This is a genomic window from Bacillus sp. RC251, assembly GCF_044908765.1.
Classification (GTDB): domain Bacteria; phylum Bacillota; class Bacilli; order Bacillales; family Bacillaceae_G; genus Bacillus_A; species Bacillus_A wiedmannii.
On record NZ_JBIYDP010000001.1, the window covers coordinates 1,162,382 to 1,176,709 of the forward strand.

Here is a 14,328-nt window from a genome sequence, read left to right on the forward strand (position 1 = left end):
AAAGTATGATGATGGAAAGAAATCAGCAAGATAAAGCATCCGAGTAGGTTTAGAGAGGTGGAACATGTTACAATACACGTAAGAACACGCAATAAAGGAGAGTTTTTTACGTGAAGATTAAAGCAATTGAACCGACGCCAAGTCCAAATACAATGAAAGTTATTTTGAATGAAGTATTACCATCAGGAGCGCGAAATAATTATACAAATGAAAATAAAGAACAAGCACCAATGCAAGTGCAAGAAATTTTGAAAATTGAAGGCATTAAAGGTGTATATCATGTAGCCGACTTTTTAGCAGTGGAGCGAAATGCGAAGTTTGACTGGAAAGTTTTATTACAACAAGTTCGTTCTGTTTTCGGCGAACAGGTAGTAGAAGAAAGTGAAGAACAACAACTTGCTCATTTTGGGGAAGTGAAAGTGTTTGTTCAAATGTTCTTTACAATTCCAATGCAAGTAAAGTTAACAGATGGAACATCGGAAGAACGTGTTGGCTTACCAGATCGTTTTAAAGAATCAATTATGAAAGTACAAATGTCTGCACCAAACGTTGTAAAAGAACGTAAATGGGTGGAACAAAGTACACGTTACGGTAATTTTGAAGAAATCGGGAAAGAAGTAGTAGAAGAGATTGTTGCTGCTTATTCAGAAGAACGTGTAAATGAAACAGTTAAAGAATTATTAAACCAGGCAGGTGCTGTTGAAGTAACGATTCAAAAGCGTGAGCCATATAAAGTAACAGAAGAGATGATGAAAGATGCTGACTGGAAAAACCGTTTTGCAGCATTAGAACAAATGGATCCTACTGAAGAAGATATTTCAGTGTTGAAGATGGCGTTAGATGATGAAAAAGTTTCAATCCGCCGTTTAGCAACAGCGTATTTAGGTATGGTAAAAGGTGATGGAGTATTGCCGTTATTATATAAAGCGTTATTAGATCGTTCAGTAAGTGTTCGCCGTACAGCGGGCGATTGCTTATCAGATGTAGGTGATCCAGCAGCGATGTTCGTTATGATTAAATCTCTGAAAGATTCAAGTAAATTAGTACGCTGGCGTGCAGCAATGTTCTTATTTGAACTTGGAGATGAAAGTGCGATTCCTGCATTAAAAGCAGCGCAAGATGATCCGGAGTTTGAAGTAGCGATGCAAGCGCGTCTAGCATTAGAGCGTATTGAAGGTGGAGAAGAAGCAAAAGGTTCTGTATGGAAACAAATGACGGAGTCTCGTAAAGGGGAATAATGTATGATTGTTTTCTATGATAGTTGGTGTCCGATGTGTACCGCGGTTGCAGAACGTACGAAAAAACTAGATAAAAAGGGTAAGATGCAATTTGTTTCATTTCGAGATGAAGATGTGGTTGAGAAGTATGAACTTTCTCAAGAACTACAAAGTAAGATGGAACAAAGATTGTATATTTTAAAAAATAATAAGTGGTATACCGGAATTCATAGCATACATGTATTAGCAAAGGCAGTTCCATCTTATTGGTTTGCCGTTCCTTTTATAAAACTATCTATCGTACTCGGATTTGGAAGTAAAGTATACGATTATATCGCTAACAATAGAAAACTTGTCCCAGTTGGACATTGCCGCGGTGGGGTTTGTGAAATCCCTACAAAAAAATGAAATCATCGTTATCTTTCTTTTGCACCTAGTAATAGAGCGTGATATGATGAATTTGGAATGAAAGTTGAAGGAGAGATTACACGATGTCAAATGCTTATGAAGAATACATGCGCCAAATGGTAATCCCAATGCGTCAAGAATTAGTGCGTTCTGGGTTTGAAGAGTTAACTACAGAAGAAGCTGTAACAGAATTTATGGAAAACACGGCAGGGACAACTTTAGTAGTTGTAAACTCAGTTTGTGGTTGTGCAGCTGGTTTAGCACGTCCATCAGCAGGTCAAGCAGTTGTTCGTGCTGAAAAACAACCAGATCATCTTGTAACTGTATTCGCAGGTCAAGATAAAGATGCTACTGCAAAAATGCGTGAATACTTCGGAGAAATTCCTCCATCTTCACCATCTATGGCATTATTAAAAGGAAAAGAAGTTGTTCACTTCATTCACCGTCATGAAATTGAAGGTGCAACTATGGACGAAATTATTACGAACTTAGAACAAGCTTTCGAAAAGAATTGCTAAAGAAGGGGGAGAGTAAATCTCCCTCTTTTCTTTATATAGAGGTGAAAAAATGATCGTAACAACAGCAGGAAGAACGAACAAAGAAATGACAGATTATGCAAACAAGGTAGCAGCAGAATTAAATCGTTCTTTCGTTAAACGTAATGACGTACCAGTACATAAACTGCATGAGCAGTATGAACAAGATGTACTTGTTGTAGGGAAAAACCGATTAGCTATTTATCCGAGAGGAACGGAAGAGTCATTTTTCTTTCATCCAAACTCAGCGATGTTTCGTGTGAAAAGGTTAATGCGCGGAGAACACGATCCGTTTGTACAAGCCGCGCAATTAGAGAGCGGAATGACAGTATTAGATTGTACGCTCGGTATGGCATCAGATAGTATTGTAGCTAGTTATATTGTTGGTGAAAGCGGAAAAGTAACGGGACTTGAAGGCAATGAGTATATGGCTTATATTATGGAAAATGGTTTAAAAACATGGTCTTCAACTGTTTCTGAAATTGATGAGGCAATGCAACGAATCGATGTGAAGCAAACGGAGCATTACGCATTTTTAACACAATGTGAAGACAATAGTTATGATGTTGTGTACCTTGATCCGATGTTTGAAGAAACTGTTATAGAATCAGATGGAATAAAAGGATTAAAACACTTCGCTTTGTATCATGATATTACTGACGAAACAATTGCAGAAGCGAAGCGTGTGGCGAGAAAGCGTGTCGTTCTGAAAGATCATTTCCGTAGTTCTAGATTTGAAAAACATAATTTTCATGTATACAAAAGAAGAAGTGCTAAGTTTCACTTTGGTGTAATTGACCCTTGCTAATTGTTTGAAAAGATGTATAATAAGCAATAATTAAATATACTGTCGGTGATGAAGAGAGTAGTCTTTTTTTGAAGGAAAGCGAGCTAGGGATGGTGTGAGCCTAGTGCGGAAGAAAAAGATGAAGCGCACTTCGGAGATGCTTCTTGAACGAATAGTTAGAGTAAGCCGAGGCCCCCTGTCCTCGTTATAAACGGGAAAGTGGTTCGTAATGAACAACAAGGGTGGTACCACGGGTTTAAACTCGTCTCTTTTTAGAGACGAGTTTTTTGTGTTTTAAAAATGAAGGAGGTTGTAGTATGGATTATAAAAAGCAGTTTGCAAAAAGTTTATCCAATATTTTTACAAATGAATTAACACAAAATCAAATTTTAGATTTAATCGAAACGCCGAAACAAGATGAATTCGGAGATGCGGCATTTCCATGTTTTTCACTTGCGAAACAATATAAAAAATCACCAGCTATTATCGCAAAGGAAGTTGCGGAGAAATTAAGTAATCCATTTTTTACGAAAGTAGAGGCCGTTGGTCCTTACGTAAATGTATTTTTTAATCGTGAAATTGTAAGTGATGCAGTATTAAAAACGGTTTTATCGGAGAAAGAAGAGTACGGTCAAAATCACTTTGGCTGTGAAAAAACGGTAGTTATCGATTATTCCTCTCCGAATATCGCGAAACCTTTTTCAATGGGGCATTTACGTTCTACGATGATAGGTAATTCATTGAAACATATCGCTGAAAAATGTGGTTATGAAGTTGTAGGAATTAATTATATTGGGGATTGGGGAACACAGTTTGGAAAGTTAATTACGGCTTATAAAAAATGGGGAAATGAAGCAGTAGTTAAAGAAGATCCAATCCGTGAGCTATTTAAGTTATATGTTCAATTCCATGAAGAGGTAAAAACCGACGAAGCACTAGAAGAAGATGGACGTGCTTGGTTTAAGAAATTAGAAGAAGGTGATGAAGAAGCGGTTGAGCTTTGGAATTGGTTCCGTCACGAATCCTTAAAAGAATTTTCTCGTATTTATGAACTTCTCGGTGTTGAATTTACTAATTTTCAAGGAGAAGCTTTTTATAATAATTTAATGGAAGATTTTATTGGAATTTTAGAAGAACATGATTTGCTTGAAGAGTCTGACGGCGCGTTAGTCGTTAATTTAGAAGAAGAGGGAATGCCGCCTTGCTTAATTAGAAAATCAGATGGTGCGACGATTTACGCAACACGTGACTTAACGGCAGCTGTATACCGTCAAAACACATATGCATTTGATAAAGCGTTATATGTAGTTGGCCCAGAACAAAGTTTACATTTTAATCAATTTTTCACTGTATTAAAAAAGCTTGGTTACAATTGGGTTGAGGGTATGGAACATGTACCGTTTGGGTTCATTTTAAAAGACGGTAAGAAAATGTCGACACGTAAAGGAAGAGTTATTTTACTTGAAGAAGTACTTGAAGAAGCAATAGACCTTGCAAAACAAAATATTGAAGAGAAAAATCCAAACTTAAAACAGAAAGAAGAAGTAGCGAAGCAAGTCGGTGTTGGCGCAATTATATTTCACGATTTAAAAAACGAGCGTATGCATAATATCGAATTCTCATTAGAAAACATGCTGAAATTTGAAGGTGAAACAGGACCGTACGTACAGTACACACATGCACGTGCTTGCTCTATTTTAAGAAAAAAAAGTATAGAATTTGAAACGTGTATGTTTGCATTAAAAGATGATCATAGCTGGAGCGTCGTAAAATTACTAAATAAATTCCCGCAAGTAATTGAAGCAGCCTTCAACAAAAATGAGCCATCAATCATTTCGAAATACGTATTAGATGTAGCACAATCGTTCAATAAATACTACGGTAATGTTCGTATATTGGAAGAGAGCGAAGAGAAAGAAAGTAGACTGGCATTAGTTTATGCTGTGACAGTTGTATTAAAAGAGGGATTACGTTTACTTGGGGTAGAGGCTCCTGAGGAGATGTGAAACAAATAGGTATACGTATCATAGTAGATATGTATGCCTATTTATTTTTATAGAAAATGTGAAAGCAGAAGTTTTATTTTATTAAATCTAAATTTTTCTAGAATTGTTTCAAGTGTAGGAATGTCCTTATTAAATGGAGAATTGTAATGTCATATATAAAGGAGGCGTGAAATTTGGAAACATACGATTGGAACAGTAAACTAGCATATTTAAAAAACACAAGAGATTTATATTACAACGACGATTATGTAAGCTTTTTAGTAAATATGGTTTGGAAGATTACTAAGCCAGTACATATTATTGATTATGGTTGTGGATATGGTTATTTAGGCTTATTATTAATGCCTTTACTTCCAGAAGGATCAAAGTATACAGGCATTGATAGTGGAGAAACATTATTATCTGAAGCGAGAGAGTTGTTTCGTTTACTTCCGTATGAGACAGAATTTCTTGAGGGAGATGCTACAGAAATTGAATTGAAAGATACATATGATATAGCAATTTGTCATGCTTTCTTATTACATATGAGTTCGCCAAAAATGATGCTAAAAAAAATGATACATTCAATTAAAAAGGGCGGAAAAATAATCTGTTTTGAACCACATTGGATATCAAATATGTCTTCATACTTTTTAGATGGAGAGAATCAATCGGAAATTATTAGGCTAGGTGCTTTGCAGAAGTTATTTGAAAATGACATGCAGAGAAGCGGAAAAGATGGAAATATTGGTATGAAAATACCGATGTGTTTAAGTGAACTAGGCGTAAAAAATATTGAATGTAGAGTAAGTGATAAAGTGAACTTTTTAGATTCCAATATGCACAATAATGATAAACAAAGGTTGTATCATTCATTAAAAGAAGAGGGGATTGCAGGGGATCCGGGTGATAAACAGCATTTTACAGAACGTTTAATGGCTAGAGGATTAACATATGATGATGCGCTAGCTCAATATGAAGCTGAACTCCGATTTTTTAAGGCATTTCATCTACATTCTTCTTTAGTATATGCTCCGAATATGAAAATTACATTTGGTGAAATAGTATGTTAAAAGATAGCGATTTATTGAGGAGTGTCATTTTTTGTCGGTAAGTCGACATCCACCGTATAATCGCTGATATATTTAAATTATCGCCGATATAATTTCATGTACGGATTTCAGCTTCCAAAAGATAAAATCCTCATGTTACGTTATTCCATTTAATTAAACAAAATATGGAGAAAAACAATCATTTTTACTATATTTTGTTATAAATTTGAATAATATTAATTAATACCATCCATTATAAGAGATTTTAGTTGAATACCTACAATATGATGTGTAAAATCTAAGCAAGTAGCAGTACAAATAAATATTCGAGGTGAATACATGCTAGATTTTAAGCAGTTAGATGCTTGTTTGAAAGACAAGAGATTTATAGATGGATTACAGGAAATAAATAATGAAATTTCATATATAAAAGAAAAGAATACTTTATCTTATTTGAAGAGTTGGCTTGCTAGTGTTCCTTCACATAAGGAGTTTGACATATTAATACGTCTTACTGATGAAGGGCTTATGCACCAATACAGTTCATTCCTCATTCGCTACGCCTACAAAAAATTCCCAAATATGAGAACGCTCTCTTTATATTGTGATGAGTTAATTGATGAGCGGAAAATACTTGAAGTAGAACAGTTGTTAAAAGACTCATTAGAAGAGGTAAGTAAAGAAGAAATAGAAGCTGATCTTTTAGCGAAAACATATTTTACGTTAGTACGATGTTTGTTGGAAATGAAACGAAATGAAGAAGCCCTAATCTATATGCAAAAGGCAGAGGAGTACAGTTCACGTGCCGTATTTGATAAATGGGGCTACGTCTATATGCATACAGGTGAATGGGAGAAAGCAGAAGAACAATTTATAGCCGGCATGCAGCATAAAGATTGTGAAGAGCTATCTACCTATTTATTATCACAATTATATGCGAATCAAGGAGAACAAAAACGTGCATTACAGCTAATTGATGATGCGATTGTAAAGTTCCCGCAAGTACCATATTTTCATTTTGAAAAGGTAAAATATTTATTAGATTTAAGGAAGTATGAAGAAATGTTAGCGGTAATAGATAACATAAATAATCAGCTTCCTTATCATGCGTATAAAGCTTACTTTGTACATTTACGTGCAGAAGCGCTTTACAAAATGAATAAACTTGTAGATTTACAACAGTTATTAAAAGAAGAAAAAAGTTTAAAAGAGTCTTTATATCATAATTTAGAAAAAAATCCAGATGGAAAAAAGGTGCACTTACCGATAGTTCCTATTGTACAAAAGGATAATTATTGTGTTCCGACAAGTTTAGAAATGATGTTGCAGTTATGGGGAGAAAAACGTACACAAGATGAAATAGCAGAGTTTATTTTTGATATGACAGGCTCAAAGTTTTCAGATACTGTTTCTTATTTAGAAGAATTAGGTTATGAATATCGTTATTTTAAAGGGAATGAGGAAAATTATAAGAGACTGCTGGATGAAGGGATTCCTGTTTTATTAAGTATAGATATTGAGCATGCTTCACATGTACAAGTGCTATCTGGATATGATGATACGTTACAAGCTTTTTATGTTCAAGATCCGAACTTTATAGAACCAGTTATTGTGGAATATAGTAAGTTACAAGAAAAATATCGTTACACAGGTTGTTTAGCGATTACGTTTGTTCCGAAAGAAAAGAAGGAGCAATTAGCATTTTTTAATGAAGAAGAAAATTATTATTTTAAATCTATTTTTTCTCTTACGGATCATTTAGATGAACATGATAAAGAGGGGATTTATAACTTAGTACAATTTTTAAAAGAGTCGAGTGATAATCCGAATACGTGGTTATATACAGTTAAGCATTTAGATGTTGAAGTAGATAATGAGTTTATTATATGTTGTATTGAAAAGTTAATGGAGAAGTTTCCGAACTCAGATTTTGTTAAATTGCATGGTGCGCAGTGCTTTATTCGCCTTCAAGAATTAGAAAAAGCCGGGCAAATGCTGACAAGTGTTGAGAAGAAAAATAATCGTGCTTTATATCATTTAATAAACGGAAGATATGCTTTTGAACAGGAAAGTTATATAGAAGCGATTTCAAGTTTTCGTACATCATTACAATTAGACGCAGATCAGCCGATTGCTTGGAGTTTTCTCGCTCTATCATACATGTATATCGATCAATCTGAAAAGGCGTTGCAGTTTTCTCAAGTTGCTTTAGAACGTAGTCCAGAAAGATTCACTTTAACGAATCACGGATTAATATTAATAGATTTAGAAAGATATGAAGAAGCGTATGAAATTTTTAATGACTTATTAAGAGAGAATAAAAATGAGGCACATGTATGGTATGAGCGCGCGAGATGTGCGCATCATTTAGGGAAATTACATTTAGCGATAAAAGGGCTTAAAGTAGCGATTTATTTGGATAGTAATGCACCTTACATCTATACGAAACTTTCGGAAATATACGAGTCTGATTTGAAGGATGAGGAAAGTACGAAAGAAATTTTATTAAAAGGTATTGAGAATTGTGACGATAAGGCACCTCTATACGTAAAACTCGGTGACTATCATTTTCAAAATGATAGTCTGGAAGAAGCAGAAACATTGTATAATCGTGCTTTAGAAGAAAATCATGATGATGTTTATTCTCACTTTGGACTTACGCAAGTTTATATGGCGAAAGAACAATACAAGGAAGCGAAACAATATATTCTCGGTATTGAAAAACAAATTGAAAAGAGCCAAGATTTTCTTATGAATGCGGGAATGGTTCTATGGGATGCTGAGGTTGAACTTGGTGGAAATGAAGAAGGGTTTAAAGTAGCTTTGTCTAAGTTAGAGAGTGGTATAAAGCAGAGTGAATATAATGTGGCAAGTGCGTTAGATGAATATGTGAATCGAATTAAAGGAACGGTATTTGTACAAAGAGGTATAGCATTCTTAAGAACGTTACACAAAGAAAGAAATGAAATAAGCGAATACGGTTGTTATACAGGTATTTTATATGAATCTATTGGGCAGTACGGCCAAGCGATGAAAAGGTATAATAAGGCGATAGAACAAAAGGAAACGGCATTACCGTATTACCGAATTGGTGAAATACTTATGGCATTAGGACAATTGCCGGAAGCAAAACAAGCGTATGAAACATGTTTAGAGCTTGATGAGAATTTCGTAGGTGTGCATTTACAGCTTGCAGAAATATATGAAAAAGAAGAAAATCGTTCTAAAGAACAAAGTCATATGGTTCAGGCTATGAAAGAAGAGCCGATGCATATTAATATGGAATATTTGGCACAGCTTTCAGTAGAAATGAGTCTTCAGGAAGAGTTACTGACAGAACTAGAACAATTAGCGGACGAAGCACCTGAAATATGGCGATTAGATGCGATTGCATATGTGTATGGAGCGATGGATGAAATAGATAAAGAACAAGCACAGATTGAAGAGGCACTTCAATTAGATAGTGAGCATATAGAAGTTCTATATCATTATGCCAAAGTGTTAGTGAAAAAAAGAAATGCAAAAGCAATTGAAATTGCAATGAAAGTTATACAAAAAGATGCAAATAATGAACGAATATTTGATGTGTATGTAAAAGCGATAGAACAACATAAGAAATTGTCTAATATACGAGATTTTCTTCATACATTAAAGGTGAAGAAGGCAGAAAGAAGTATGGCATTTATGTATGCTGCATCTGCGGTGACGGAAAGATGGATTGAACGTCAACAAAATGAACAGCCGAAGAAATCCATAATTACAAGAGCTTTTTATCGCATGAAAAACCGTGCGAAAGAAATTTCGATTATTACTACAATTATTGATTTATATGAAATCTCATTAAAGTTAAATCAAAAAAATAGTATGGCAGCGCAGCGATTTTCACTATTTTACGAGAATGTGGCGATGTATAAAGAGGCGATAGATGTATTGCAAACATCGTTAGAAAATAAATGGGATTACGATATAGCGAAGCAACTTGTAAATCTTTTCATGGCGTGTGAGGAAGAAGATATGTTACGGGATGCTTCAGAATTAACGAAGCAAATGGTTCGAGAGTTACCAGATGATTATGATACGCTTCTTTTACAAGCACAAGTATTCTTTAAAATAGGAGAAGAAAGAAAAGCAGAAAAGATTACCTTACAATTAACGGAGCAAACACCGTTTGTAAGTAGAGCGTTTCTTGCTTTAGGAGAAATGTATCAAAGTCAAGAAAGGTTTGAAGAGGCAATTCATGTATTGGAAAATGCGTCTATACATCATCCAAATGAAGCAGCAATTCTTCTTTCTTTAGCATCTTCGTATCATGGTGCCGGACAAACACTAAAGGCAGAAAAAATAACAAATGATGTATTAACAATAGATGCGAGTGATTTGTTAGCAAGATACGATCGCGCTTGTTATTTAGCACAGTTAAATAGAATTGAAGAGGCGAAGCAAGAGCTTGAAATTGTTCTTCGTGAGGATGAATCAGGATTCTTTGCTGAGCTTATTGAAGAAGATGAAGATTTAGCCGGAATACAAGAATTTAAGAAATAATTGTATAGGAATTGTGAAAAAAGGGTATAATTAAATGTATGTTTCGAATTGGTTGACAATTTATTGCCCAATGGCATAAAATAGCTTTTAATAAAGTATACAAATCTGAAGACGAGAACGAGTAAAATAATGAATTGTTCCCCAGAGAGCCGGTGTATAGCTGAAAGCCGGTGTGCAGACGTTATTTGAAAATCATCTCCGAGGAGCCGAGGCTGAAAATAAGTAAGCCCGGACGGATGTCTACCGTTACAAAGAACACGTATGATAGTACGTTGCTAAGTGCTATTAGCGAAGAGCTAATAGAATTAGGGTGGTAACGCGGTTAAACCCGTCCCTACTTCATAGGGACGGGTTTTTTGTGTGCTTTAAAATATTCAAAAGGAGTGATTGTAGATGAAGAAAGTAGATGTAAAAGAGTCAGCTGTAGGGAGGGAAACACGTATTCGTAAGCAGTGGAACGAGCAAAGTATTTTCGAGCAATCAATTCAGAATCGAGAAGGCGCACAGTCTTTCGTATTTTATGAAGGACCACCAACGGCGAACGGTTTACCACACGTCGGACATGCACTTGGACGGACAATTAAAGATGTAGTAGCGAGATATAAAACGATGGCTGGTTATAAAGTGCTACGAAAAGCGGGATGGGATACACACGGTTTACCTGTAGAATTAGGTGTTGAGAAGCAACTCGGTATTTCTGGTAAACATGAAATTGAAGAGTATGGAATTGAGCCATTTATTCAGAAGTGTAAAGAGAGTGTATTCACATATGAGAAGCAGTGGCGTGAATTCACTGAAAGCATCGGTTATTGGGTAGATATGGATGATCCATACGTTACGCTAGAGAATCCATATATCGAAAGTGTATGGCATATTTTAGGGACGATTCATGAAAAAGGATTATTGTACAAAGGGCATAGAGTCTCACCATACTGCCCAAGTTGTCAAACTTCACTAAGTTCACATGAGGTTGCACAAGGGTATAAAACAGTAAAAGACTTAAGTGCAACAGTTAAGTTTCAAGTAAAAGATAGTGAAAATGAATATTTCCTAGGGTGGACAACGACACCTTGGACACTTCCAGCAAATGTTGCGCTCGCTGTACATCCAAATATGGAATACGTGAAAGCGAAACAAGAAGGTCATGTATACATTGTTGCGAAAGAACGTGTACAAGATGTATTAAAAGAAGACTATGAAGTATTATCCGTTCATAAAGGTGAAGAATTAGTAAACACATCTTATATGCCGCCATTTCCAATGAAAGAAGTTACAAATGGCTATCACGTTATCGCAGCAGATTTTGTCACGGCAGATAGTGGTACAGGACTCGTTCATATCGCTCCAGCATATGGGGAGGACGATTATAGAGTCGTTCAAAGTGAAGGATTGTCATTCTTGCATGTTGTAGATGAGAAAGGTGAGTATACAGAAGCAGTACCATTTTTGAAAGGGAAATTTGTAAAAGATTGTGACGTGGATATTGTTCGTCATTTAGCAAAGGAAGGCTTACTATATCATAAAGAAAAGTATGAACATAGCTACCCACATTGCTGGCGTTGTGATTCACCACTTCTTTATTATGCAGGAGAGAGTTGGTTAATCCGAACAACTGCAATTAAAGATACATTTTTGCAAAATAACGATTCTGTTACTTGGTATCCAGACCATATGAAACATGGACGCTTTGGTAAGTTTTTAGAAAATATGGTGGACTGGAATATTAGCCGAAATAGATATTGGGGAACACCATTAAACGTATGGGAATGTGAAAGTTGCGATCATCAATTCGCACCGAAAAGCATTGCTGATTTAAGAAAGCATAGTACAAAAGAAACACCGGAAGATTTGGAATTGCATAAGCCATATGTAGATGAAGTGCAAGTTTGCTGTGAAAAATGCGGAAGTACAATGAATCGTACACCAGAAGTAATTGATGTTTGGTTTGATAGTGGTTCTATGCCATTTGCGCAATATCATTATCCATTTGAAAATAAAGAGTTATTTGAAGAACAGTTCCCAGCGGATGTTATTGCAGAAGGCATTGATCAAACACGTGGATGGTTTTATAGTTTATTAGCAGTATCAGCACTATATACAGGAAAAGTGCCTTATAAACGAGTGTTATCACTAGGACATGTATTAGACGAAGAAGGACAGAAAATGTCTAAAAGTAAGGGGAATGCACTAGATCCAGTTGATTTAGTAAATCAGTTTGGTGCAGATGCTTTAAGATGGGCGCTACTCGTTGACAGTGCACCGTGGAATGCGAAACGTTTTTCTGAAAAAACAGTACTGGAAGCAAAATCTAAGTTTGTAGATACATTAGTCAATGTGTATAGCTTCTACGTTTTATATGCAAATTTAGATGGGTATAATCCGAAAGAAACGTATGATGTAAAGCGGACGAAATTGGATGAATGGGTATTATCAAGATTGCATAGCACAACGAAAAAAGTGAGAATAGCACTTGATGATTATCAATTTACGAATGCAGCTCGTGAAATCGCGGCGCTTGTAGATGAAGTAAGTAACTGGTACGTAAGACGATCACGTAATCGTTTCTGGGAATCTGGTATGAATGCTGAAAAAGCAGCTGCTTATGAGACACTACATGAAGTACTTGTGACAATTAGTAAGTTAATTGCACCATTTACACCGTTTGTCGCTGAGGATATTCATTTGAATTTAACTGGAAGTAGCGTTCATTTAGAGGATTATCCAGTTGTAAATGAATCACTACTTCAGCCGAAACTAGAAGCGGAAATGGATGCTGTTTTACAAGTTGTTGAACTAGGAAGAAGTAACCGTAATCAACATTCTTTAAAAGTAAAACAGCCGTTAGCGGAACTTGTATTACTAGCGCATAATGAAAATGATATGGATTGGGAATCTTATCGTGATATCGTCATGGATGAGCTAAATGTCAAAGCGTTTCATGTTGAACTCGATGAAACGAAATACACGTCCTATCAATTAAAGTTGAACTTTAAAACAGCTGGGCCGAAGTTTGGTAAAAATGTGAATGCAATAAATGGATGGTTAAAACAATTATCAAAAGAAGAAGTACAACACTTTGTATCTACAGAAAGAGCAGTTTACGAAACTGCACCAGGAGAAGAAGTAGTTGTAACGGCTGAAGATGTAGTAGTAGAGAAAGTTGCGAAATCAGGGTTCTCTAATACGACTAACGGACAATATACAGTTATGTTAGATACGAATGTAACAGAAGAGTTGTTACAAGAAGGAGTGGCGCGTGAATTTATTCGAGCGGTTCAAGAATATCGTAAGCAGTTAAATTTACCGGTTAATTTACGAGTAGATGTTATTCTTGATACAGAGGAAGAGCTACAACGAACATTAACGAACCATAAAGATTTATTGGAAGAAAATTTACTCGTTAAGCAATTTACATTTGATCACTTAACGAATGAAGACGATGAACTATCTTTAGGTGAAGCGAAAGTTCGAATTAAATTAAGCGCGGCTCATTAAAGAAAAAAGGAAGTTGGAATCATTCCAACTTCCTTTTTGTATGATGGAAATTTATCCGGCTAACTTTCTCATAATCCGTTCGATAGGTCCTCTAGTAAATGTCTTTCTTCATAGCACACTAAAGAAAATACTGTAGAAATATATTTCTACAGTATTTTTCTCATTTTATACATAAATATTGAGAAAATTTCACTCAACCTAAATGGAAAGGTAATAGAATTGTTTATAGAGAATTACTCGTAGATTCAATTTTTATCCCCCCATTTTGTGGGGAATGATTGCCTAGTGGTAATGGGATAAGGTTGA

8 protein-coding genes and 2 other annotated features are annotated in these 14,328 nt (G+C 35.4%); all 8 genes read left to right on the forward strand.

All coding sequences use genetic code 11. The features are described 5' to 3' along the window. Positions 1 to 110 precede the first annotated feature (110 nt). The 8 genes from ABH961_RS05940 to ileS all read left to right on the forward strand — a co-directional run bounded on the left by ABH961_RS05940 (position 111) and on the right by ileS (position 14,022). Positions 111 to 1,238, forward strand: a complete 1,128-nt coding sequence (locus tag ABH961_RS05940) for a conserved virulence factor C family protein (RefSeq protein WP_098076386.1) — start codon at positions 111 to 113, stop codon at positions 1,236 to 1,238. Positions 1,239 to 1,241: 3 nt separating this feature from the next. Further along, positions 1,242 to 1,625, forward strand: a complete 384-nt coding sequence (locus tag ABH961_RS05945; RefSeq protein ID WP_088080139.1) for a thiol-disulfide oxidoreductase DCC family protein — start codon at positions 1,242 to 1,244, stop codon at positions 1,623 to 1,625. A gap of 83 nt (positions 1,626 to 1,708) precedes the next feature. After that, positions 1,709 to 2,143, forward strand: a complete 435-nt coding sequence (locus tag ABH961_RS05950; protein WP_000063705.1) for a BrxA/BrxB family bacilliredoxin — start codon at positions 1,709 to 1,711, stop codon at positions 2,141 to 2,143. A gap of 49 nt (positions 2,144 to 2,192) precedes the next feature. Then, entirely contained in the window at positions 2,193 to 2,969 is a 777-nt protein-coding gene (locus tag ABH961_RS05955; protein ID WP_098076383.1) for a class I SAM-dependent methyltransferase, read from the forward strand. 36 nt (positions 2,970 to 3,005) lie between these two features. Continuing rightward, positions 3,006 to 3,221 (forward strand) — a binding site (T-box leader). A gap of 44 nt (positions 3,222 to 3,265) precedes the next feature. Then, positions 3,266 to 4,954: an arginine--tRNA ligase gene (argS, locus tag ABH961_RS05960; protein WP_098076380.1), complete on the forward strand. Its 1,689-nt coding sequence runs from the start codon at positions 3,266 to 3,268 to the stop codon at positions 4,952 to 4,954. 173 nt (positions 4,955 to 5,127) lie between these two features. After that, positions 5,128 to 6,006, forward strand: coding sequence for a class I SAM-dependent methyltransferase (locus ABH961_RS05965; protein ID WP_098076377.1), 879 nt, complete (start codon positions 5,128 to 5,130; stop codon positions 6,004 to 6,006). A gap of 318 nt (positions 6,007 to 6,324) precedes the next feature. Beyond that, positions 6,325 to 10,527 carry a bacteriocin-processing peptidase family protein gene (locus ABH961_RS05970; protein WP_098076375.1) on the forward strand — a complete coding sequence of 1,401 codons (4,203 nt, stop codon included), beginning with the start codon at positions 6,325 to 6,327 and terminating at the stop codon, positions 10,525 to 10,527. A gap of 99 nt (positions 10,528 to 10,626) precedes the next feature. Further along, positions 10,627 to 10,866 (forward strand) — a binding site (T-box leader). Between the two features lie 54 nt (positions 10,867 to 10,920). Continuing rightward, on the forward strand, positions 10,921 to 14,022 hold the full coding sequence (ileS, locus tag ABH961_RS05975; protein WP_098076373.1) for an isoleucine--tRNA ligase: 3,102 nt from the start codon (positions 10,921 to 10,923) through the stop codon (positions 14,020 to 14,022). Positions 14,023 to 14,328: the final 306 nt, after the last annotated feature.